Source organism: Acidithiobacillus ferridurans (genome assembly GCF_003966655.1).
Lineage (GTDB): Bacteria > Pseudomonadota > Gammaproteobacteria > Acidithiobacillales > Acidithiobacillaceae > Acidithiobacillus > Acidithiobacillus ferridurans.
This window is the reverse complement of sequence record NZ_AP018795.1, coordinates 192,848-215,315: the sequence shown is the minus strand read 5'-3', so window position 1 is coordinate 215,315 and position 22,468 is coordinate 192,848. Positions and strand designations below refer to the sequence as shown.

Genomic DNA, 22,468 nt, shown 5'->3' with positions numbered 1-22,468 from the left:
TATGAACTTTTCGCCTATCGCCAACGCTTATGCCGGAACTGCGGCGGGGGCAGGTCCGGACTCCTTTTTTATACAAGTCATCCCGCTGGTTGCCATCTTCGCTATTTTCTATTTCCTGCTGATCCGTCCGCAGACCAAAAAGGCGAAGGAACAACGCCAGTTGATCGCGACGGTTTCCAAAGGCGATGAAGTGGTTACCCAGGGTGGACTGGCCGGACGGATCATGCAGGCGGGTGAGGATTATCTGCAACTTGAGGTGGCTGAAGGGGTCATTGTGAAGGTGCAGCGGGCCTCGGTGACGTTGTTATTGCCCAAAGGAACGCTGAAAAAACTGTAAAGGCTCGTTACATGACCCGTTATCCATGGTGGAAGTACCTGATCATCCTCGTCGTTGTGCTGCCTTCCCTGTTTTACGCACTGCCCAATTTCTATGGCTGGCATTCCGCGGTGGAGGTGCGCGCGCCCGCAGGAACCCTCCTGCCGCCGCTGGCCACCCAGCAGGGTTGGCTGCAAGCCGCCGGAATTCCGGTCACCCGCGTCAGTTCCGGTGAGAAGGGGAGCACCTTCTTTTTCCCGAACAACGACGCCCAGGGGCTGGCCGAGACCTTGCTGCAAAACAAGCTCCCGGCCAACGCTCAGGTCATTCTTTCGCAGATGTCCGCAGAGCCGGACTGGCTACGCAGTATTGGTGGCAAGCCCGTCAATCTGGGCCTCGATCTGCGCGGCGGCGTATATCTTCTGCTGCGTGTGGATACCGACGCCGTCATCAAACATGCACTGCAACAGGACAGCAGCAGCTTGCGCACCTTCCTCCGTCACCGAAATCTGCAATATCTGGCGGTCAACATGACCGGGCCGCAAAACCTTTCCATTGAAATGGAAAACCCCACAGTCGCGGCACAGGCGCAAAAGGCTATCGCCGGACGGTATCCGGATTATGCCGTCGTTCTGCAACCCAATGCGGTGCTGAAGATCAGCATCACTCCCGACGCTGCCAGCAAAATGAAGGACGATGCGCTGCAACAGGCCATTGTCGTTATTCGCAATCGTATCGACGAACTGGGCGTCTCGGAGCCGGTCATCCAGCGCCAGGGCGCTGATCATATCGCCGTGCAGTTGCCCGGCGTACAGGATACCCAGCGCGCCAAATCCATTATCGGCTCCACCGCCCAGCTCGAATTCAAGATGGTGGATGACCAGGCCAACATGGCAGAGGCCCTCAAGGGCCAACTGCCCGCCGGCACCGCGCTCTTTTACGGCGTTCACGGTGCGCCTTACGTGCTGTACACCAATACGGTGCTTACCGGCCGCTATCTCAGCAATGCCAGCGCCGGGGTGGACAATAACAGCGGCCAGGCCATTGTCAATGTCAGTTTCAACAACGAGGGGACGCGCATCTTCGGTGACCTGACTACCAAAAACGTAGGCAAGCGCATGGCGATTCTGCTGGATAACAAGGTGGTGACCGCGCCGGTGATACGTGAAGCCATTACGGAGGGCCGGGCCCAGATTACCGGATTCTCCGATTTGAAAGACGCCAGTAATGCCGCCATTGAACTGCGCGCCGGCGCATTGCCCGCACCCGTTCATATCTCCGAGGAGCGTACCGTCGGACCTACCCTGGGTCAGGACTCCATCCATGACGGGGTGATGGCCGTGGTTTTCGGCATGGCCTTCGTAGTGCTCTTCATGACCCTCTATTACCGGGCTTTTGGTTTGATAGCCGATGTCGCCATTCTGGTGAATATTCTGGCTATTCTGGCGGTGCTTTCGATCATGGGCGGGACGCTGACGCTGCCGGGTATCGCCGGTATCGTGCTGAAGATCGGTCTGGCGGTGGATGCCAACGTGCTGGTATTTGAGCGCATCCGCGAGGAACTTCGGCTCGGCATGAGCACTCGCGCGGCCATTGACGCGGGTTTCAAGAAGGCCTTTGCGACCATTGTCGACTCCAATATCACGGTCCTGATCGCTGCCCTGGTGCTTTTCCAGTTCGGTACCGGCGCCATCAAGGGTTTTGCGCTGGTGCTGACCATCGGCGTGATCACCTCCATGTTTACGGCCACCATGATGAGCCGTGGCATCATCGAACTCGCCCTCGGCAAGCGGCGCGTGCAAAAGCTTTATATCTGAGGTCGCGATGGAACTTTTCAAAGTCCGTACCCATGTAGACTTCATGTCCAGACGCTGGATTTTTCTGGGCGTGTCCGCTCTGCTGATTGTTGTCTCGGTCGCCGTTTTTCTGGTGCGGGGGCTGAATTACAGCATCGATTTCACCGGCGGTACGCTGGTGGAACTGGCATTCAGCAAGACGCCGGATCTGGGCGCGGTGCGGGGTACCCTCAGCCAGGCGGGCTTCCACGATGCGGTGGTGCAGACCTTTGGTGGTGACCGCGACCTGCTGATTCGCCTGCGTACGGTGCCCGGTGAGAGCAGTGCCGTGGGCAATACGATTCTGCAGGTATTCCGGAAGGATCAAGTGGAGTATCCCGATGTGCAGTTGCGCCGCACCGAATATGTCGGCCCGGAGGTGGGTAAGGAATTGCGGAACAAGGGGATCATGGCGCTGATCATCGTCACTCTGGGCATTCTGATTTATGTGGGGTTTCGCTTTGAGTGGCGTTTCGCCGTGGGCGGTGTGCTCGCCATGCTCCACGACCCGATCCTGGTAGTGGGCTTTTTCGCCATCAGTCACGAAGAGTTTTCCCTGACCGTGATTGCGGCGTTGCTGGTGATCATGGGCTATTCCCTCAATGATACGGTAGTGGTTTTCGATCGTATGCGGGAGGATCTGCGGGTGTCCCGCAGCGGTGATGTGGCGCAGATATTCAACGTCGCCATCAACGAGACGCTATCCAGAACGGTGATCACCAGCTTCATTACCTTCATGGTCGCGCTATCGCTCTTCCTTTTCGGCGGGCCGGTGATTCACGGGTTTGCCACGGCGCTGGTCATCGGCGTGGTGGTGGGTACCTATTCCTCGATTTTCGTCGCGAGCCCGATCGCACTGTGGCTGGGGCTCAAGCGGGAGCACGTCCTCAAACGTCAGTTCATCAGTGCCAAGGATCGTAACGACGGTGCCGCCTTGTAGTCCTGTATGGTCTTTTCGGCGCTACGGCGGGCGGGCTTGCCGCCAGCGTCTGGAAAGATTAAGGTATACCACCTCCGCGGAGAGGTACCGAAGTGGCCATAACGGCGCCGACTCGAAATCGGATGGGGGGTAAAACCCCACGTGGGTTCGAATCCCACCCTCTCCGCCATGTTCTATCAACTGTTTGATTTTCCATATTTTCCCGCAAACTCCCCGATGCTTTTCAAGGCCAGAATCTGAACCTCGCGTCCGGCCCCCGCAAGGTTGGCGGAACGGCTATTTGCGGTTCGTGTCCGACCTGAAAATGGAGAAGTTCACTGTTTTGTCTGATGTTCGGTCGCAAACGGAAACAAATCAGAAACAATAGGATAGGATCGTTTTGGCAATACGAACATGAGGAACATGAGACACAATGATACCAATCGTCTAATCCTCATGTCTCCACTGGAGGTTGATCTCTGTAGCGTTACGCGGCACAATGAGGCGTGATCAAAAGTTTCCGCCACAAGGGCCTGCAAGCTTTCTATGAATCTGGTAGCAAGGCAGGGATTCAACCGGACCATGCCGCCAAGATCGCACGGCTACTGGCCCGCTTGGATAACGCCCAAACCCCGGGCGACATGAACGTACCGGGATGGAAACTGCACCCACTCCACGGAACCCTGCAAGGACACTTCGCGGTATGGGTCAGCGGGAACTGGAGATTGGTTTTTGCCTTCGAGGATGGTGACGCCATCCTGGTCGATTACGTGGACTATCACTGAATCCGGATGAACGCTATGAACCCCATGCACAATCCACCCCACCCCGGACTACTCCTGCGGGATGATATCTTGCCCGCCTTGGGGTTGACCGTTACTGAAGCAGCGGAGCAGCTTGGAGTAACGCGATCAACCTTGTCGCGTGTACTCAACGGACGTGCCGCCATTTCTCCGGAAATGGCGCTACGGATTGAGGGTTGGCTCGGCGTTGAGAATGGAGGCCGTGCCGACGCCTGGATCGCTCAACAAGCGGCCTATGACCTTTGGCAAGCCCGCCAAGCGGGAGCACCCCATGTCATGCATGCTCCCATCAGTCATACGCAGGTCGCCTGATGTCACGGATCGGCAATATGGAGCCAAACCGTAGTCGGCGTAATGGCGCCACCTTGGGATCGGCGTAATGGCGCCACTTCCGGATCGGCATAAAGGAGCCAGTTCGGAGTCGGCGTAATGGCGCCACCCACATAGTGCTTCAGTAGGGTCTTGAACTTCCCTTGGATCGGTTACCCTCCCAGCTTTTGGGGGGTGACCATGAGTAATCGGAGGTTTGAGATGTTTACGATTCGCCAAATCCTGGTGCGGATGCGCCAAGGGGATCGGGACCGAGAGATCGCCCGTTCCGGACTCATGGGGCGCAAGAAACTGGGTGCCCTACGTAATCAGGCTGCGCAGCACGGCTGGCTCGATCCCCAGCAGCCTTTACCCGACGACTGCGCGCTCGCCATCCTGCAGCAGCACCGCCAGCAGGCCGTGCCTGCCCAGTGTGTGTCCACCCTCAAAGACCATGAGGAGCAAATCGCCAAGTGGGCTGCTGAAGGCATACAGGGCACTACCATTCACGCTGCCCTGGTGCGCAATCACGGGTACACCGGAAGCTACTCTGCAGTGCGTCGCGTGCTGCTGCGTGTCGCACCGGTGAAGGTGCCCGATGCCACTATGCGCCTCATTTTTGCACCCGGCGAGGCCGCGCAGGTGGACTTCGGCGCTGGCCCCGCCATGATCGATCCGGTGACCGGAGAGATCCGCAAGACCTGGTTCTTCGTCATAACCCTCTGCTGGTCCCGGCATCAGTATGCCGAGATTGTCTGGAATCAGACGACGATGACCTGGCTGGCCTGTCACCGCCATGCCTTCCAATGGTTTGGTGGTGTTCCGGGTCGAATCATCATTGATAACGCCAAGTGCGCCATCACCAAGGCCTGCATCAACGACCCCACGGTCCAGCGTTCTTATGCTGAATGCGCCGAAGGATACCTGTTCAAGATCGATGCTTGCCCTCCACATGATCCTGCCAAAAAAGGAATCGTGGAGTCAGGGGTCAAATTTATCAAAAAAGCCTTCCTGCCCCTGCGCGATTTCCGTGACCGCGACGATGCCAATCGCCAGCTTCAGGAGTGGATCCGAACAGAGGCGGGCCATCGAATTCACGGCACTACCCGTCAGGCGCCTCTCACCCAGTTCGTCGAGGTGGAGAAACCCCTCTTGCAGCGCCTACCGGAGACGCCTCCCGAGATCTCCGAGTGGAAGCAACCCAAGGTGCACCGGGATGCTCACGTCCAATATGCCTATTGCTTCTACTCCGTTCCCTTCCGTCTGATAGGACAACAGCTCTGGTTGCGGGCTACCGATACCACCATCCGGATTTACCAGGAACATGAATTAGTCGCCACCCATCCCCGGCTGTTCCAGCACGGCACCGCCTCCACCGTGGCCGACCACATGCCGCCAGAAGCACAGGCCTGGCAGAGTCAGGATATCCAGTGGTGCCTGCGGATGGCGGAGGCTATCGGACCGCACTGTTACGGCGTCGTTCACCAGCTCTTTGCCGATCGCGTGCTGGTCAATCTGCGCACCGTACAGAACATCCTGCGACTCCGGGACAAGCACACCCCTCAACGGCTGGAGGCGGCCTGCGCACGGGCTTTGCGCTTCAGTAATCCGCGTTATGGGGCGATCGCTCAGACCCTCAAGAAAGGCTTGGATCAAGAGCCGTTGTCGCCCGTAACTCCCGAATCCGGAAGCACCTATACCAGTGGCGGTCGCTTTCTGCGCGACAGCGCTACGCTATTTCATTGAAAGGAATTCTGATGCAAACCCAAGAGTTGAGCAGTAATCTTCGCGCCCTGCGCCTGTCCGGTATCCTGGATTCCCTGGAAGCTCGTAATCGGCAAGCGGTGGATGGTCAAATGGCCTATACCGAGTTCCTCGCCATGCTCCTGCAGGATGAAGTGGCCCGCCGGGACCAACGGAAATTCGACACCCTCCTGCGTCAGGCCCACTTCCGGAATCACAAAACCCTGGAAGACTTCGCCTTTGACCGGTTACCGAACCTGAACCGCTCTCTGGTGCATGATCTGGCTACGGGTCGCTACCTGCAGGAGCAGGCACCTATCCTGATCGTCGGGCCCTGTGGCACCGGCAAGAGCCATCTCGCCCAGGCGCTGGGGCATTGTGCCATCCGCCAGGGGGTGGACGTGCTCTTTATCACCCAAGGTGATCTGGTGGGCTCCCTGCATGCGGCGCGGGCCACCGGTGGCTTTGACCGGCGCTTCCGCCAACTCGCCAAGGTAACCCTGCTTATCATCGATGACTTCGGACTCAAACCCATGCGCCCGCCCCATGATGAGGACTTCCACGACCTCATCGCCGAACGTTACGAACGGGTTTCTACCATGCTGACCAGTAATCTCGACTTCGCCGAGTGGGGGGACGTCTTCCCGGCCAACCGCATGCTCGGGGTAGCCACACTGGATCGGCTACGCCACGGCGCCTATCGACTGATCCTGGAAGGCGATAGTTTTCGCGCCCCACGACCGCTCCCGGAATCCCCCAAAAACACCATTGCGAAAGGAGCCAAAAACACCCATTCTTAACACCGTTCGAGACCCCATTTCAGGCACTTTGAAATGGCGCCATTACGCCGCACATCGGTGGCGCCATATTGCCGGTCAGTGACACCTGACTCATAAGATGGAATGATCCCTTCTGTCTGGTATCACGCTTTAGGGTATAGGTGCGCCACAGAGTGGCCTCGTCCCAAGTGGTTTCATTGCTGCGCAGGCAACGGTGTCGACTTGGTGAAAGAGATCGTCGATCCGCGCAAAAAGCGCCTGCTCAATCTCCTGGCGATGACGCACCAGAAGATCGGACACCCCGTACAAGCGATGCAATCCTATCGCCTCAAAGTCGACCTCCAGTAACTCGGACAAGGCGCTCCGCTCCTTGAGCCAGCGCCAGGTGGCCAGTTCACTCGCCGGATCCGCCATGCAGAAGCCCAAGCCTGGGCAAAAAAGATCGAGTCAGAAATGGAGCGAGGTCTCTGGCGGGACACGAGTGAAGCCGAATCGCTCATCCTTGCTGAATGCCTGGATCGTTACCGGGATGAAGTGGTCCCCACGAAAAAGGACGGGCGGTAGCGCGTCAATTCATGTCTTCCATCCGAGGCAAAGACGTTGCCCAGGCTATGAAAGAAATGGAAGTGGAAGGGAAGGGTGCCAACACGATCCGGCTGCACCTGGCCCTGCTTTCCCATCTATTCAAAGTGGCCCGGACTGAGTGGGGCATGGAGTCCATCGACAATCCTGTGGAATATGTCCGCAAGCCCAAGTTGCCGCAAGGTCGGGATAGACGGCTGGTTGGTGATGAGGAATCCCGCCTGCTGGAAGCCTTCCGCGCCATCCATCCCGAACTTGTCGCTATCGTCATCGTTGCTGTGGCACAAGACATTGTAGACGCTGAAACGCTATACTCACCTAAGAGCAGAGGACCTAGCGAAGTTGCTGGGATGATCACCTGAAACGTCTCTGCAACTATAAAGCAGTTGCATTTTTGCTTGGAATCATCAAAACTACATGACGAGACAGGACAAACTGAAGGATCGTTTTTGCGCAACACCGCAACCGAAAGACTTCGCTTGGGATGAACTGGTAAGGTTACTTGGTTCCCTGGACTTCCATCTAGATCATGCCGGAGGCGGGTCACATTGCCGTTTTGTATGCCAATCCGATCCGTCGGTAGTGATTTGGACCTGCCGACCGCATCCCACCCCTATACTCAAGGGTTACCAAATGAGGGAGATCAGAAAATTTTTAGAGGAGAAGGGGCTTCTGTAATGGGCAACATCATCGAGTACAATGGCTATCAAGCATCCATCGAATATAGTTCGGAAGACTGTATTCTTTTCGGCAGGGTGCTGCATATCAATAGCTTGATTACTTTTGAAGCCAGCGACGCTTCTGCAATCGAAGCTGCATTTCGCAGCGCAATAGATGAGTATTTGGAATATTGCAAACGCGCCAATGTGGAACCGAACAAAGCATACAGCGGTACACTAAACGTGCGCATCGGCTCTGAAAGACATAGAAATATCGCATTCTCTGCTAGCAAAGAAGGATGTAGCGTAAACGAGACCATATGTAAAGCGATCGACTTGTTCTTTGAGAATAGATCAAAATCAACCATACAAAATGGATCTTTTCTAACGGGTAACCAGTGGGAAAAGGTGCCTCAAGACGATTGGAAGTGGTCTCTAGCGATGCAATCGGATGATGATGGGGGCAATAATGAACGGCGCCACTAAAAAAGTGATTTCCAGAACCGTTGTTGGAGAGCATATCGACATCAGGATGCTGACAACCATTCTTATCAAGCATTTCAAAAAGAAAACCGGTCACTACGAGCTCGCGCCAGAGTTTGCTTTTTCTGTTGTTCAGGCCGGTCCTAGTCCTGACAAGGTCATGCCAACCGTTATGGTGGGTTTATCAAGGATGGCGTTGGTTGAGGTTTCTGAGGCTACTCAGATGAGCGTTGATGCCGGAGCAATTCAGAAGAAGAAATAGACGATTCTTGCCAACAGCCATGGCCAGTTTGATCTTGTGCGGCGAGAGTTGCGGATAGGGTGAAGCTGACATCACGTCATAGAGCGGGGTGAGCTTGTAGCCACCTGGCGTGAGAAAGACGGAGAAATTCTTAGCGTGCCCATCGATGGCCGCCAGAAGCCAAAATACTATCTGCGCCCTCATAAAGCGCAGGCGGTCTTCCCGAGGCGCAACCGCCCCGTTGAGAAACGCGAGAATGTCCTCAATACCCGGTCCGCCGTCAGCCTGATATTTGCGCGTCGGGGATACGCCCAGCGCCTGACAAGTATCCTCCTGCGATGAGGGCCTGCCTTACCGAAGCCATGCTCGCCAGATCGGCCTGACGCAGTTTTCTTTTCAGGCGTTCAGCCCGAATGGCTTCCCCGAGCTCTCTGCTGTTCCTGATGGTCACGGTCATGAAAAACGCCTCCGCACATTCGATATACCGAATAAAAACAGCATATACGATAAATAAGATAATATCAATTTATGCGTTTTATCGTATGTCAATCAGCGCCAAGGTGGCTGTTTGCAACTCATTGAAAGTAAATATTAAATATGAGTGAAGGGCCGACTCCGAGGAACGGTGAACCGTTCGACATCGCCGCCCATCTTTGGGATTAAACGCCGCTTCCTCAGTGTTTACGGGATTGGATCATTGAACGCCTCTTGGTCTTCCCTGTGAGGGGATATGATTCATATTCGCCAGTCTTTTTATATCTTCAAGAATGTCATGATGTTCATCCTTTTGTTGCTCTCTGAGTACAGCGTCTATTTTACGCAAACTTTCGACGGTGGATTGCGCCATCATCGACCCCTGTTTCGCCGCTTTCCCTAGCCACTGTATGGCTACGGCGAAATCCGGTTCTACCCCGTATCCATGGTAATAACTGTCCCATAGCCAGTTCATGGCATCGGCATCGCCCCTCTTGGCCGCCAATTCAAACCAACTCACGGCGATCTTATCGGCGCCCGACATGGAAAAATAGGTGGCCACGTTGGTGGTTTCTCGCGCGTCCCCTGCTTCTGCTTTCTGGACGCTCTCCATGAATTCGCCAGTCAGTTCGGTTGGAATGTGTTCAGCCATGCTGGACAGGTCTATTTTCCACGTCTGGCCGCGCGGAAGATGCCCGGCAGGAACCGTCTTGCCCTTGATCGCGCCGGATTCCAGCCAATTGATAATGGTTCGATCCGTTTTGCCAGTGAGTAACGCGGCGGTTTGGGCACAGACGAGAAGGCTTGCGTCGTCCGATGGTGTCATGGTGTCAACTCCATATTTTGGTTTCCTTGAAGAACACGGAAACAATTTCCGGTTTCCGTGATCATCCAGGAAGGATACCCATTATTTCCGTGAAAAACATGGAAGCAATATTCCATTTCCGTGGAAGATAAGGAAGTACCGGTCCGGTTTCCGTGAACATCAGGGAAGTATACTTTCATTTCCGTGGAAGACAAGGAAGGATATCTTCCATTTCCGTGAAAAACACGGAAATAAGTTTGTGAAAACCATGGGTAAGTGTGGTAGAGAATTCATAATAAATATTGTTTATCAATTAAAATCAATAAGATAAAATAGATTCAGGGCGACTTCAGATCGCTTTGGCACGAAAACTGTAACGCTTTATGTAGCCCACAGAAACACCGTGGGTACTCATTTACCCCATGGAGGATCGCACATGAGTATGCTAGTCAAGAAGGCCAAGGCCAGCGCCGAAGCCGGTTTCACCCTCATCGAACTGATGATCGTCATTGCCATCATCGGCATTCTGGCGGCCATCGCCATTCCGCAGTATGAGCAATATATTGAGACATCGAAAGCTACAACCATCACGCAAGATTTCCATCAATTGGTTACACAGGGTACGGCCGCAGTAGCTGCAGGTGCTGCCGGACAGGAAACGACGATTGCAATGCCAACTAACTACACGGGCGTTGAAGGATGCGCGGTATTCACAGCAGGCACAGCAAGTGCAACTAGTGCTACACCTTCATCAGTTGCAACTATTTCTGTATTGCCAAATCAATCGGTAGCATTCAAAGTTGATTATAGTAGCTGCCCCGGTAGCCTTCCAACTAAAATAACTAATGCATTAACTGCGCAAGGGATATCTGCTAGTAGCAATGCTATCACAGCAAATATCGATCAAAACGGTGCTGTGTCATATAACTAATTTTTCCTCCAGCAGCCCTTTGGGGCTGCACCTTTCGGACAGTGCTCTGACCTCCTATTTCAAATTCATTTCAGAACTCTCTCGGAAAGGTCATCCTATGCGCAGTCAAACAATAAAAATCCAGAGGAACAGCGGTTTCACCCTCATCGAACTAATGATCGTCATTGCCATTATCGGGATTCTCGCAGCCATTGCGATTCCGCAGTATTTTGCGTACATCGAAACCGCCAAGGCGCAAACGGTATCGGGTAATCTGAAAATAGCGGTGGATGCGGTGACCAATGCGTTAGCGGCCAGCAATAACGCTGTGAGTACCAATATTTACAGCACCCTGAACGGACAGGCAGCCCATGACGTGGCTGACCCGGTATATGGTTCTGGCACGCCGGCTTTTATTGCCGCACCTGGCACCCAAGCGGGGAAATGCGGGCAGGTGCTCATTGATGCCGCCACCATCAGCCAGACAGGGCCACAGCAGGTAAGCGTGCAAGTCAGCACCACAAACTGCACGGGCAGTCTTGGTACCGTCATTGCCCGTGCCTGTAGTGCCGAAGGATTTATCCATGCCGCCACCACAACTGGCGTCATTATCACCCAAAATGGGGCTGTCACCCCGTAAACCCGCAGGAGAGCGCCCATGCATGGAATAGCCTGGATATCCGTCGAACTACTCCAGGTTTACCACGCCCTTCTAGCCCTTTATCTAAACGATCTTCGTACACTGGTGGGATCCGTCATTCCTGGCTTGATCAGCCTTGGGCTGTTTCTTAAATACGCCCATCAGATCAAAGACCCCAAAACTATTCTGGGTTTCCTGCTCTTTGCCGTGACCTTGGATCTGTGTACTCAATATTGGGGTGCGAACGGCTTGAATCTAATGATCAGCGGCTTTGTGATCTGGCCCGTACTGGTGCTTCTTTTAGGAGATCGCCTACCATGGCCTATGGCGTATCCGCTGGCTTTTGTCGGTACCCTCATCCCTGATCTTTACGGGGCAGGGATGGCGAGCCATTGGACGGGCAGGTGGTTTTTCGGGATCGGCGACGCTGGATTCCAGGATGCGCTTTTCCTCGTCCCACTGGAAACGCTGATAGCGGCGGCCGTGCTGAATCCATTCGGAACATTCATGCGTAAACGCGGGTACTTTAGTAGAAGGGCGAGCGTCGATGAGGACGTTTACCCAGAGGGTAGAGATCGGCGTGCCCGATAGAAAATCACCGACACCTTACAGGCCATGACCGCCGCCACAGGAGAAGCATCATGAACGAAAGCTACCGGCAAACCCGTATTGCCCAACTCCAGAACCATCGCCACACGCTGCTTCAGCGGCGCGAACAGCGTGGCGCCCCTATCGCCTCGATTGATATGGAACTCAACGTGGTGCGCGCCGAGTTGCAGGCCCTGTATGAGGCAGGAAGGATGCAGTTAGTTACGGAAACTGACGCCTAGAAGAGGCCACTTGGGCAACATTTGGGCATTTGCCAGTTTATGCCTTGTCATTCTCCATAAAACTAATTGATTTTATTGATACAGTTTCATGACGGACAAGCCGATTGAAAAACTCGAAAAGGCTGGAAGCGCCTGGCGCAAGTTTCCCTCATAAACTACCGGCGCCTTGCATTTTCCAGTGTGTGCACTAATTAGCTGGACAGAACTGGCAGGGGAGAGGGCAACATGGCATCGGTCCTGAGTAAAGACAAGAAATCCGCACTCCGCGAGGCGAAGACCTACGACTTTACCTGGGAGGCGACTGCGCCCGGCGGGAGCGAAAAGAAAAAGGGCGAGATGAACGCCGTCTCCGCCAACGCCGTGCGCGCCAACCTGCGCCGCATGGGCATGATGCCGACCGCGGTGCGCAAAGCGCCGCAGCCCCTGTTCGGGGAAAGGGGTGTCAAGGAAGCGCAAGTGGTGGTGATGGTCCGCCAGCTCTCCACCATGATCAACGCCGGCGTGCCCATCGTGCAGTCTTTCGAACTGCTGGTATCCGCCACCTCCGGCGCGGGCATGAAAAAACTGCTCACGGGGATTCTCAAGCATCTGAAAGAAGGTGAATCTCTGTCGCAGGCCATGGCCCACTTCCCCAAATATTTCGACCGCCTTTTCGTGTCCCTGGTCGCCGCCGGTGAGCAGGGAGGCATCCTCGACACCATCCTCCTGCGCCTGGCCGAGTATCGCGAAAAGACCCTGGCGCTGAACAAAAAGGTCAAGTCGGCCATGTTCTACCCGGCGGCCATCATCACCGTCATGGTCGTGGTCGTGGTGATCCTGATGATTTTCGTCATCCCGGTATTCTCACAGCTCTTCAGCAGCTTCGGTGCCACTCTGCCGCTGCTGACGCAGGTCGTCATCAACATCTCCGACTGGATGAAAAGCCACTGGTACATCGTGGTGCTCGTACCCATCGCCTCGGTATGGCTCTTTATCTACGCCTACAAGCGCAACCTGTCCTTCAAAACCGTCATAGACCGTTTCTCTCTGAAAATCCCGGTGCTCGGCGATATCCTGCTGAAAGGTGCCGTGGCGCGCTTCATGCGCACCCTGTCCACCATGCAGGGGGCAGGCGTGCCCATCATGGAAGCCCTGGGAACCCTTTCCAAAGTGTCCGGTAATGTCATCATCGAGCGTAGCGTCCTGGCCGCCCGTGACGACGTCGCTACTGGCGGGCGCATCACCACCCGGCTCAAGGCCGACGGCGTCTTTCCCATCATGGCCACCCAGATGCTCGCCATCGGTGAGGAAACCGGCGCCATCGAAGTCATGTCCGGCAAAGTCGCCGACTTTTACGAGAGCGAAGTCGAAGAATCCGTCAGTCGCCTTTCCACCCTCATGGAACCCATGATCATGGTAGTGCTCGGCATCATCGTCGGCACCCTGGTCGTCGCCATGTACCTGCCGATCTTCAAGATGGGCGCGGTGGTGACGCATGGGGGGTGAGCGCTCGCCCATGAATAAGGTGCAAAAAGAGCGCGGCATGTCGCTCATTGAGGTGATGATCGCCATGACGATCCTCGCTATCGGTCTGCTCGGTCTGGCCTATTTGCAGTCTAATGCAGCCCAGTATTTTGGCACGGCTGCCGTCAACAGCAATGCCGCCTTCCTCAGCAACGCCATGCTGGCCAACATCTGGGGAGGTGGGAATTCTAACATCAGCGGTTTTAACAACGTGGACACGGCCAATTCGTCCACCTGGCCACAAAGCGGAGTTTCCGCATGGGCGGTGTCCACCTGGGCCAGCAACGTCCAAAGCACCCTTCCCGGCGGCCAGGGAACCATTCAGGTATTGAACTCTTCCGGCGGTGCCTGTACGCAACCACCTTGCACTGCCACCGTCGCCATTACCTGGTCCAGCGCGTCAGGAACACAGACCTATGCAGCCAGCGAATACATCGTTCAACCTTAACCATTCCGGCACGCGCAACGCGCAGGGCTTAACCCTGGTCGAACTGATGGTGGCGATGGTAATTTCCATCATCGTGGGTATCGCCATTTTTGAGGTTTTCGCACAAACCGAATTTGGTTACCTCCATAATCGGGGTACCGGGGATATTGTCAACGCCGACCGTCATGCACTGCACGTCGTGTCCACCTATCTCAGTAATGCAGGTTATGGCATGGCAGGTCTGCCCGGGTGCCAGACCACCTACACTTACCAAAATGGTGCCAATACGCCGGTATCTGCTATTACGGTGAGTCCCGGCGGCGCCCCAACCACGAGCGCCCCCCAACCGGTGTCCTTAACCATCAACCTGAGTGCGTCCCAATTCGCCGGGGTGCCTATGGGGCAGATGGTGCAAAGCCCATCGCCCAGCGCGACCAATTTCCATCTGAATTCCTCGGTTGCGGGCACAACGTGTCAAACGAGCATTCAGTCCGGGGATACGCTGATCGCGGCGTTTAGCGGTGGTGCTTGCGGCATGGTCGTCGCCACCAACACACCAAGCAGCTATCAAGGCGCCTGTGTGATCAATTTCGCCCCAGGCCGTAACCCGAACAACCCGCCGGGAGGATTCAATAGCCTGATTCCCAACCTGACTAAGGCAGATATGGCCGCTGCTCAGGTGTACGACGTCGGTAACGGTCAACTGAGCAGCCTCACCTTTTCGGTGGTGCCGGGTACCGCGGCAGGACCGGGCCAACTTCAGCTTTCGTCTGGCGGCGGCACACCTGCGCTTTTTGCCCAAGGCATTGACGATTTGCAGGTGCTCTTCGGCTATAACACCACAGGTGGCCAATCCGTCACCAGCTATGGGTACTTTCCAACCCAGCAGCAACTCTCTTCAAATCCGAGCTTAATAAGCGATATCCGCACGGTTATGGTGGTGATGGTGGCGCAGAGCGGGTTAAAAACGGCTGGAACCGTAACCCCCGGCCAGTTGTTGCTCATTCCTGCCATTCCGGCGTCAGAGAGTGTCACGGGGGCCGATCTGCCTGCGGTGTACTATCAGCCCCCCGCCGGAGTCAACAGCGAGCAATTCAACGTCATGCGCACCACGGTTCCCGTGATGAACCTGATCTGGCACTAGGAGCGGCTGGGATGCAAGAAACACATAACGAATCCGGGCAAGCCTTACTGACGGCCGTCATCGTGCTGGTGATTCTGGCCATATTAGGCTATGCGGCACTGGAATACGGCAGCCAGACTGCGCGCCTCACTTTTAATGAGACGGCCCGAAACGTAGCCCAGCATCTAGACTCCTTGGCCACACAGGACGCGATGAATTGGGGCAATGCCAATATTTCTTTTCCGCCCGGCACGCCTACCGGCACGGCACCCGCTTATTTTTATAACGATGCCTGTGTTAATGGTTCCGTTGGCTGCACAGCCCCCCTTACAGCAGCCCAGGTAGCAGCGACCAGTTCGGTATGGAATACCGCCGCCACAGTCAATCCAAGTGTGGTCGCACCGCTGGCATCCAGTTTCCCCGGCGCCACCGTGAAGTGGGTCATGGAATACTATGGGCAGGGCTTATGCACCATATCCGGATGCTCCAGCACGCAAGCCCCGACCAATATGTGCACCTGCTATTACTATCGCATCTCCGCGCTCACCACCAACAACCCAAATAATCCCGCGAACGGGATCTCCGCCGTCACACAAATTCTTTATCGGATACCGCAGCCCCGATAATAGGGAGAAGAACCATGCGCCACGGTCCCAGAACACGGCACTATCCACTTTGGCTGGGTGCGGCCCTCGCCTTCTCTCCATTCGCACTGGCCGGTGCAGCCACGCTCCCTCCGACGTTGCCGATATCCTCCATTCCGCTGATCAGTGTGCAATATGGCGCACCACAGGTGTTGTTCGTACTGGACAATTCACAGTCCATGGACGGGAATCTGGCAGGCGCTATCATGACGGGGTCGGGAACGGCGACGGACAACGGCAATCCAGTTGATCTGAACTCCTCCAGTCCGGCGAATTATACGGTGCCTGCCGGGTTCACCGCGCCGGTAAGTGGCACCACGAGCGGCAGCGCGCCTTATACCGTCAATGGCACAGATAACTCGGCCAGCCGTCTGAACGTAGCCAAAGAGGCTATCCAGCAGGCTTATAATCAGTGGAACGGGGTGATGGATTTCGGACTCATGGATTATGGCGTGAAGGGGACTCCCAGCAAATACACTACATGGGTTTATTACATGAGCGGTCCGGATGGCTTTGCATTTGGGACCTCTTCCACAGCCCCCACCCAAACGAAGGACGGACTGACCGTGCCGCTGCAGTCGGTGCCCAACCCTTGCTATTATCCGAACACGCAGGCGACCACATCCTGCCAAGATATTCATGCCTATTTCACCAGGATAGGCGTTAGCGGAAGTTTTAGCGATCCATGGTTATACATACAGGACACCAGTGACGAGCCGGATATCAACGATGTGCTTTATGCTTCGAGAAGGTTGCCGTCCAACTTTATCACCTATGCGGGACCGCACCCGACCTCTCCCTACACGGGCTATACCCTGTCGAATTACAACAACGGGACCATCCTTGAGAATTACAACAAGAGCACAGTTCCCGGTGCCTTTGGTACCTCTCCTACCAATGCCGGATACGTGCCTTATTCCCCGCAGGTCTGGTATTCCGAAAGAGGATTCGGGTATGACAACAATATAACCAATTCAGGGTCATTACCCATATCCATCCAAAAGTCTACTGCGACGCAAGGCCAGCTTTTCGCCGCGCAACTTGCCCCAGAAACCAATACAAATAGCTCCGAAATAAAAGCAGATGCTATTAATGCAACAATGGCTGGAACCTTAGCCAGCGCCTATGACTACCTCATGGGCACTTCGGGGCCTGCGTTACCATCCAGTACGTGTACATCCAAGAAATATGTCATTCTGGTCACTGACGGTTTACCGACTGTTGACAACCAGGGCGGGCTTTGGCCGCCACTAGGCAGCGCTGCGGCGGCCGGATATGGGGTGACGGCCACTTTCAACCAAAACGGCACCGTGAACACCACGAATGACCAGGCCCTTACCGACACCATCGCCGCCATTACGACACTACAGCAGGCGGGGATAGATACCTACGTGGTGGGCATGGGTGCCGGTGTGGACCCCAGCTTGAACCCAACGGCCTATGCGACGCTCAACGCCATGGCCATTGCCGGCGGCACGCAGAAGGCGATAGCCGCCACCAGCCCTGCCGCCGTGGCGCAGTCCCTGACCGCCATCCTGCAAGCCATTGAGGCCAACCAGAGTACCACCGGCGTGGCGCTGAACTCGTCCAGTCAAGCGGGAGCCAACTTGGTTTATCAGGCCAGCTATACCACCAAGGTCTGGATCGGCAACCTCAAGGCGGAAACCCTGAGCAGTGTGTTGAGCACCCCCAACTCCCCGACCATTTCGTGGCAAGCCGTGGGCGCCAACCCCGGCGGTACCATAACCAGCGGCAGTCTGCAAAACGGGTCGGCACCTAATGTCTTTAGCTGGAACCCGGCCTGCACCAAAACAACCGCATGCGGCATTCCCTTTACCTGGAATTCTTTATCTTCTACCCAGCAAACAGACCTGGACCAGGGCTACTACAGCACGCTCTCCGGCAGCCAACAAGCCAGCTTTGGAAGTGCTGCCGCATATGGTCAAGCCATCATGCAATGGCTGCTGAACGGCAACACCAGCGGCGGCGTCTTCCGCACACCGTCAGCCCTGCTTGCCGACATTGTGGACAGTACGCCGCTCTATGTAGGGCCACCGAATGATGGCAGCCTGGAGCCTTCCTATCAGAACTTCGTCACCGCACACGCCACTCGCACGCCGATGGTCTATGTGGGTTCCAACGGCGGCATGTTGTACGGTTTCAATGCCCTTACCGGCGCGCCGGTCTTCAGCTTCGTGCCCAATGGGGTTTATCCCAATCTGGCGCAGCTCCCTCAACTGAATTACACCCACCAATACTACGTGGATGGCAGCCCAACGGAAGCGGATATCCAGTTTTCCGGCGGCACAACTCCCTGGAACAGCGTGCTGGTCGGCGGCCTGGACAGTGGTGGCGACAGTATCTACGCCCTCAATGTCACCGATCCCACCAGTTTCTCCGCTTCGGATGTGATGTGGGAGTTTACCAACCCGGATTTGGGGCTCACCTACAGTCAGCCGCAGATCGCTGAGGTGGATGACAACGGCACGCCCACCTGGGCGGCGATTTTTGGCTCGGGCTACAACAGCCCGGCGGGGTGGCCTTACCTGTTCATCGTCAACGCGCAGACCGGCACGCTCATTCAATCCGTCGACCTCTGTAGTTACCTGCCCGCTAGTGAAGCCAGCTATTGCAGTGCCAGTTATCCGGATGGCTTATCGACCCCTGCGGTTGCCAGTTCCGGTAATGGCTTCGTCGCTGGCACAGTCTACGCAGGTGATCTGCAGGGCAACCTCTGGCGCATCAACGTGCAACAATTGTTAAACCCGACCACTAGCACTAGCTCGGGTACCCAACCGCCTGCAGTATCTGTACTTTTTCATGCGACGACCACACAAACCACCACCAGCAGCACCGGGGTGACCACAACCACCACGGTGCCGCAGCCCATTACCACACAACCGACAGTCACAGCCAGTCCTCGGGGGGCACCTCCCGGCAACTTTGTGACCTTTGGCACGGGCCAGCTACTGACCACCAGTGATCTGACCAATACCAATGTGCAATCCATTTACGCCGTTCTCGACAACGGATCAGGTACCACCATCACCCAAAGCCAGCTACAGGCACGGGGTATCACTGGCGCCACGGCCACTAACGGCCAGAAGGTTATCGTGGCTGCGGCCAATACCAGCAATCTGATCAACTGGGCTTCACAGGACGGTTGGTATCTCCCCCTCACCGATGCGGGGAGCGGAAACATTCCGGTGGGTCTGCGCTCCATTACCAACATGGATTTGAATCTCAACCGGCTGATCTTTACGCTGTATGCGCCAAACACGGCCACCTGCGGAGGCACCGGTCAGAGCTACCTGATGATTCTCAACTATGCGGAAGGCACCACCTTTGGACAGCCCCAATTTTTCGTCAACAACAACCTCAGCAACCCACTCACGTCAGGTGGCGCTAATGTTTCCGGCGTCTCGCTGGGCAACCAATATGCGGGGGCACCCACGCAATCCGGCAATCACCTGCTGATACCCTTGGGTAATGGTACCATCACGCCATTCACCTTGGCACCGCCCCCTCTCTCACCCGTGGGATGGCGGAGTATTATTCAGTGAGGTTCCGATGCTCGTTTCGGTCTCCGTGGAGACTTAGTTCCGCAGGTTGATGAGATTCTCCAACAGGGCCGGGCGCATTCCGGTAGCGGCTGTCAGCCGTCGCATGCGTTCGGCTTCGTAGGCCGAATCGATCAAATATTGACAAATATCCAGCAGGTGCATCAGCACCCTGGTACAGGTCCCGATGGTATAACCCTCCGTCTGGGCGGCGGCTTCGATTTCTTCATGGATGCGGGTGCGTTCGTCGGCCAATAGCCGTTCATAGAAACGGTCTGTGAGTGCCGGTATGCGCGGCGCTAGGTGTTGGGAGAGCTGGCAAAGATGCTTCTCGTCCTCCGGGGGAAAACCGCTGATGTTGATGAGGCTCTGAACATCGCCGGTTACGGAGTTACACTCCCCCATGCGTCCGCCAGAATTCCATTGGGCTGATTATAGGATATCGATCAGCCAACACCAGAAGGTCTTTGTCTCCCGTGATGAGGTAGTCAGCACCAGACGTCTTGAGAGCAGCCTGCAGAGTGTGCAGCACCGGTTGATCCTTGTCGTCGCGCAAGTGCGGGTCCAACCCAGGCCATGGTGCGATCAGTTCTGCTTGGATGGCCAGAATGTCTACCAGATCGCCCATCTCAGCCACCGTCAGCCCATGGCGGTGCACCAGACGGGGCAGTACCCGGCGCAGTTCATCAAGGATATAGTCTGATAGCAGTACCTCAATGGAAGCATGTCGCCACGCGGTCAGGATCTTGCCCGGCACGCTGGCCGGGTATGCTATGCCGGAAAGCAGCACGTTGGTGTCCAGCACCACCCGCAATGCCGCCATGAACGGTTAGTGACCCTCAGCGGAAATGGACGATTCCCGCCGTTCTTGAGCGACGGCCGCGTCGATCTCCGCTATCCCTGTAGATTCGGGTACTTGCGAAAATCCCGCTTCGATCCTTTGGCACAGCGCATCAAAGCGACCCTGCATCCGGCGAATGCGCTCGAAAAGACGTGCATCGATGAGCACGGCAACGGGTTTCCCATCTTTGTTGATCATCACGCTGTCGTGGCGATACTGCACCTGGTTGAGCATTTCTCCCAGGTTCTGGCGAAAATTGACCGCGTTGGTTTCCGTAATCATGGCATCACCTTCATTAACCATAATGATCATTATGGTCTCGTGCCATGCCAAGATCAATCCGGCATCGTATCTGTGCCACCGCATTACCTGATTCAGTTAATGGTCATGCAGATGGTGCATGTCTGGTGTGTGGGCGTGGTTGTGGGTCAGCGCCTCGTGCTGGTGCGGGTGGCGATGACGAACTCCCGGCGCCACCGGAAACGCATGGGTGTGCTGGTGATGTGCTCCATGCACATGGGTATGATCATGTTCCATAAAGGTATGGGTATGGGTATGTTCGTGACGCTCGGTGAGATGCATCCAGATACCCCAGCCCATCAGCGCCCCGGCAATCACCAGGAGCGGGCTGACCGGAGCCCCGAGCATCACGCTGAGTACGGCACCGACAAAGGGCGCGCTGGAAAAATACGCTCCGGTCCGCGCACTGCCGAGATGGCGCAGGCCGACCACGAAAAGGGCGAGGCTGACGCCATAGGCGAAAAATCCGAGCAACATTGCCGCCGCCACGTCGGGCAGGGCGGGCAGATGGTCACCGAGCAGCAGAGCCAGGCCGAGATTGACGCCGCCCGCCACCCAGCCCTTATTGGCGGCGATCCAGGTCGTATCCGTCAGGGATACCTTGCGAGTCAGATTGTTATCCACACCCCAGGCGAAGCAGGCGCCGATGATGGCGGCAGCGGACCAGAGATGATCAAGATGCACCTGCCCAGGCCAACTGAGGAGGACCATCCCCAGCACGATTGCCGCCATACCCCAGGCAATGCGTCGGTCAAAACTTTCCCTGAACACCCACCACGCGAGCAGCGTCGTAAACACGGTTTCCGCATTCAACAACAGGGATGCCGTCGATGCCGCAGCACCTCGCAAACCGATCATGAACAGCACCGGCGCCACGATCCCCCCGGACAGCACCGAAGCGGCAAACCAGAAGGCATCTCGGCGCGTTAGCCGCACGGATTCGGCACGTCGCAACCAGCGGTAGAGCGTCAGGCCCAGACCTGAGCCCAGATAGAGGAGTCCAGCCAGCATCCACGGACTCACCGACGCCAGCAGGACCTTCGCTAGCGGTGTGCTTGCGCCGAAAAGCAGTGCCGACAGAAGAGCGGCCTGAATGCCAGGCCGCTGCAGGGTATGGAGGCGTGGCATGGGAGTCCTGTCGTTGGGGCTGGGCAGTTTACGCCCTGGATTCATCGTTAATACGTAACCCACGCGCTACCGACGGGAAGGCGCGTTTGCGCTGGCTGCTCCCGGCCTGTGGAGCCGAGGAACGAACCTGTTGCCCGGGACTTCGCTTTCCGCGCAGAGGCGTGCTGCGCCCTAACGCCGCGGACCGCCACCCATTCCAGCGCCCGCCCCGGCTCCCATCATTCCGGTACCAGGGCCCATGCCCGCCGCGCCGCCACCCATACCGGCGCCGCCATTCATACGGCCGGGACCCATGCCGGCGCCGCCTACGGGCGGTACGGCGGGTAAGGTTACCCCTCTTTTCTTGGCCAGTTCCATCATCTCTTCGTGGTGTTCCTGACGTATCCGTTCGCGTTCCTGGATCGTCTTGGCCGCACGCAATTTAGCGCGATACTCCACACGCTCCTTGGGGGTCATCAACTGACTACCATACATCATCTGGTTTTGAACCTGCCCGGCAGCAGGGGCTGCATCTGCTGCGAGGGCAACCCCGGCCGGCAGACACAGGACAGCTCCCAAGATCGGAATGAAAAATGATTTTTTTAACATTTTGCACCTCCAGTGCATTATCAACG

Annotated in this window: 29 protein-coding genes and 1 tRNA gene; 21 read left to right on the top strand and 9 right to left on the bottom strand. The window is 56.2% G+C overall.

Annotation, left to right across the window (positions count from 1 at the left end):
- Position 1: 1 nt before the first annotated feature.
- The 8 genes from yajC to istB all read left to right on the top strand — a co-directional run bounded on the left by yajC (position 2) and on the right by istB (position 6,725).
- Positions 2-337, top strand: a complete 336-nt coding sequence (yajC, locus tag AFERRID_RS01025; RefSeq protein WP_126604205.1) for a preprotein translocase subunit YajC — start codon at positions 2-4, stop codon at positions 335-337.
- Between the two features lie 11 nt (positions 338-348).
- Positions 349-2,133: a protein translocase subunit SecD gene (gene secD / locus AFERRID_RS01020; RefSeq protein WP_126604204.1), complete on the top strand. Its 1,785-nt coding sequence runs from the start codon at positions 349-351 to the stop codon at positions 2,131-2,133.
- A 7-nt stretch (positions 2,134-2,140) separates the two neighbouring features.
- A complete protein-coding gene (gene secF / locus AFERRID_RS01015; RefSeq protein WP_126604203.1) occupies positions 2,141-3,091 on the top strand; it encodes a protein translocase subunit SecF in 951 nt (316 codons plus the stop codon).
- Positions 3,092-3,169: 78 nt separating this feature from the next.
- Positions 3,170-3,260: transfer RNA gene (locus AFERRID_RS01010), tRNA-Ser, on the top strand.
- A 316-nt stretch (positions 3,261-3,576) separates the two neighbouring features.
- Complete coding sequence (locus AFERRID_RS01005; protein WP_126604202.1) at positions 3,577-3,855, top strand: type II toxin-antitoxin system RelE/ParE family toxin; 279 nt, start codon at positions 3,577-3,579, stop codon at positions 3,853-3,855.
- 15 nt (positions 3,856-3,870) lie between these two features.
- Entirely contained in the window at positions 3,871-4,185 is a 315-nt protein-coding gene (locus tag AFERRID_RS01000; protein ID WP_113525485.1) for a HigA family addiction module antitoxin, read from the top strand.
- Positions 4,186-4,404: 219 nt separating this feature from the next.
- Positions 4,405-5,928, top strand: a complete 1,524-nt coding sequence (gene istA / locus AFERRID_RS00995; protein ID WP_232027668.1) for an IS21 family transposase — start codon at positions 4,405-4,407, stop codon at positions 5,926-5,928.
- Between the two features lie 11 nt (positions 5,929-5,939).
- Positions 5,940-6,725, top strand: a complete 786-nt coding sequence (gene istB, locus AFERRID_RS00990) for an IS21-like element helper ATPase IstB (protein WP_172959310.1) — start codon at positions 5,940-5,942, stop codon at positions 6,723-6,725.
- Between the two features lie 129 nt (positions 6,726-6,854).
- Here the strand turns inward: istB and AFERRID_RS00985 are convergent, their stop codons facing one another.
- Entirely contained in the window at positions 6,855-7,118 is a 264-nt protein-coding gene (locus tag AFERRID_RS00985) for a hypothetical protein (protein WP_126604201.1), read from the bottom strand.
- A gap of 161 nt (positions 7,119-7,279) precedes the next feature.
- Between AFERRID_RS00985 and AFERRID_RS15245 the strand changes: the two genes are divergently transcribed.
- The 4 genes from AFERRID_RS15245 to AFERRID_RS00965 are packed head-to-tail and all read left to right on the top strand — an operon-like array spanning position 7,280 to position 8,690.
- The gene (locus AFERRID_RS15245) at positions 7,280-7,648 is read left to right on the top strand and encodes a hypothetical protein (protein WP_197722467.1); all 369 of its coding nucleotides are present in this window, start codon (positions 7,280-7,282) and stop codon (positions 7,646-7,648) included.
- Between the two features lie 55 nt (positions 7,649-7,703).
- Positions 7,704-7,964, top strand: a complete 261-nt coding sequence (locus AFERRID_RS16145; RefSeq protein WP_126604200.1) for a type II toxin-antitoxin system HicA family toxin — start codon at positions 7,704-7,706, stop codon at positions 7,962-7,964.
- A complete protein-coding gene (locus AFERRID_RS00970; RefSeq protein ID WP_226858217.1) occupies positions 7,874-8,431 on the top strand; it encodes a type II toxin-antitoxin system HicB family antitoxin in 558 nt (185 codons plus the stop codon). Before AFERRID_RS16145 ends, AFERRID_RS00970 begins: the two co-directional genes overlap by 91 nt.
- Positions 8,415-8,690 (top strand): hypothetical protein, encoded by a 276-nt coding sequence (locus AFERRID_RS00965; protein WP_126604198.1) that lies wholly within the window; start codon positions 8,415-8,417, stop codon positions 8,688-8,690. The genes AFERRID_RS00970 and AFERRID_RS00965 overlap by 17 nt, the downstream gene beginning before the upstream one ends.
- On the opposite strand, the gene AFERRID_RS00960 is transcribed toward AFERRID_RS00965, so the two are convergent.
- The 3 genes from AFERRID_RS00960 to AFERRID_RS00955 all read right to left on the bottom strand — a co-directional run bounded on the left by AFERRID_RS00960 (position 8,613) and on the right by AFERRID_RS00955 (position 9,969).
- A complete protein-coding gene (locus AFERRID_RS00960; RefSeq protein WP_126605653.1) occupies positions 8,613-8,984 on the bottom strand; it encodes a HipA domain-containing protein in 372 nt (123 codons plus the stop codon). The genes AFERRID_RS00965 and AFERRID_RS00960 overlap by 78 nt on opposite strands.
- Complete coding sequence (locus tag AFERRID_RS15080; protein WP_172959309.1) at positions 8,950-9,126, bottom strand: hypothetical protein; 177 nt, start codon at positions 9,124-9,126, stop codon at positions 8,950-8,952. Before AFERRID_RS15080 ends, AFERRID_RS00960 begins: the two co-directional genes overlap by 35 nt.
- A gap of 237 nt (positions 9,127-9,363) precedes the next feature.
- Positions 9,364-9,969, bottom strand: coding sequence for a tetratricopeptide repeat protein (locus tag AFERRID_RS00955; protein ID WP_126604197.1), 606 nt, complete (start codon positions 9,967-9,969; stop codon positions 9,364-9,366).
- A gap of 415 nt (positions 9,970-10,384) precedes the next feature.
- Here AFERRID_RS00955 and AFERRID_RS00950 point away from each other — a divergent pair, with 415 nt between their 5' ends.
- From AFERRID_RS00950 to AFERRID_RS00910, 9 genes are all read left to right on the top strand, one after another.
- The gene (locus AFERRID_RS00950) at positions 10,385-10,879 is read left to right on the top strand and encodes a prepilin-type N-terminal cleavage/methylation domain-containing protein (protein WP_126604196.1); all 495 of its coding nucleotides are present in this window, start codon (positions 10,385-10,387) and stop codon (positions 10,877-10,879) included.
- A gap of 97 nt (positions 10,880-10,976) precedes the next feature.
- Positions 10,977-11,498, top strand: a complete 522-nt coding sequence (locus AFERRID_RS00945) for a prepilin-type N-terminal cleavage/methylation domain-containing protein (protein ID WP_126604195.1) — start codon at positions 10,977-10,979, stop codon at positions 11,496-11,498.
- An 18-nt stretch (positions 11,499-11,516) separates the two neighbouring features.
- Positions 11,517-12,089 carry a hypothetical protein gene (locus tag AFERRID_RS00940; protein ID WP_225981776.1) on the top strand — a complete coding sequence of 191 codons (573 nt, stop codon included), beginning with the start codon at positions 11,517-11,519 and terminating at the stop codon, positions 12,087-12,089.
- Between the two features lie 50 nt (positions 12,090-12,139).
- The gene (locus AFERRID_RS00935) at positions 12,140-12,328 is read left to right on the top strand and encodes a hypothetical protein (RefSeq protein ID WP_126604194.1); all 189 of its coding nucleotides are present in this window, start codon (positions 12,140-12,142) and stop codon (positions 12,326-12,328) included.
- A gap of 225 nt (positions 12,329-12,553) precedes the next feature.
- On the top strand, positions 12,554-13,813 hold the full coding sequence (locus AFERRID_RS00930; protein WP_113525492.1) for a type II secretion system F family protein: 1,260 nt from the start codon (positions 12,554-12,556) through the stop codon (positions 13,811-13,813).
- A gap of 10 nt (positions 13,814-13,823) precedes the next feature.
- Positions 13,824-14,279 (top strand): prepilin-type N-terminal cleavage/methylation domain-containing protein, encoded by a 456-nt coding sequence (locus AFERRID_RS00925; protein WP_172959308.1) that lies wholly within the window; start codon positions 13,824-13,826, stop codon positions 14,277-14,279.
- Positions 14,248-15,402 (top strand): prepilin-type N-terminal cleavage/methylation domain-containing protein, encoded by a 1,155-nt coding sequence (locus tag AFERRID_RS00920; RefSeq protein WP_126604192.1) that lies wholly within the window; start codon positions 14,248-14,250, stop codon positions 15,400-15,402. Before AFERRID_RS00925 ends, AFERRID_RS00920 begins: the two co-directional genes overlap by 32 nt.
- Positions 15,403-15,413: 11 nt before the next feature.
- Positions 15,414-16,007, top strand: coding sequence for a hypothetical protein (locus AFERRID_RS00915; RefSeq protein WP_126604191.1), 594 nt, complete (start codon positions 15,414-15,416; stop codon positions 16,005-16,007).
- A gap of 14 nt (positions 16,008-16,021) precedes the next feature.
- Positions 16,022-19,588, top strand: a complete 3,567-nt coding sequence (locus AFERRID_RS00910; protein WP_126604190.1) for a pilus assembly protein — start codon at positions 16,022-16,024, stop codon at positions 19,586-19,588.
- A 33-nt stretch (positions 19,589-19,621) separates the two neighbouring features.
- Here AFERRID_RS00910 and AFERRID_RS00905 read toward each other — a convergent pair whose 3' ends face one another.
- The 5 genes from AFERRID_RS00905 to AFERRID_RS00885 form a co-directional block, all read right to left on the bottom strand.
- Positions 19,622-19,990 carry a protoglobin domain-containing protein gene (locus tag AFERRID_RS00905; RefSeq protein WP_126604189.1) on the bottom strand — a complete coding sequence of 123 codons (369 nt, stop codon included), beginning with the start codon at positions 19,988-19,990 and terminating at the stop codon, positions 19,622-19,624.
- The gene (locus AFERRID_RS00900; protein ID WP_126604188.1) at positions 19,977-20,408 is read right to left on the bottom strand and encodes a putative toxin-antitoxin system toxin component, PIN family; all 432 of its coding nucleotides are present in this window, start codon (positions 20,406-20,408) and stop codon (positions 19,977-19,979) included. Before AFERRID_RS00900 ends, AFERRID_RS00905 begins: the two co-directional genes overlap by 14 nt.
- Positions 20,409-20,414: 6 nt before the next feature.
- Positions 20,415-20,708 (bottom strand): type II toxin-antitoxin system Phd/YefM family antitoxin, encoded by a 294-nt coding sequence (locus AFERRID_RS00895; RefSeq protein ID WP_113525869.1) that lies wholly within the window; start codon positions 20,706-20,708, stop codon positions 20,415-20,417.
- Positions 20,709-20,804: 96 nt separating this feature from the next.
- Positions 20,805-21,854, bottom strand: coding sequence for an EamA family transporter (locus tag AFERRID_RS00890; protein ID WP_113525499.1), 1,050 nt, complete (start codon positions 21,852-21,854; stop codon positions 20,805-20,807).
- A 171-nt stretch (positions 21,855-22,025) separates the two neighbouring features.
- The gene (locus tag AFERRID_RS00885) at positions 22,026-22,442 is read right to left on the bottom strand and encodes a hypothetical protein (RefSeq protein WP_126604187.1); all 417 of its coding nucleotides are present in this window, start codon (positions 22,440-22,442) and stop codon (positions 22,026-22,028) included.
- Positions 22,443-22,468 lie beyond the last annotated feature (26 nt).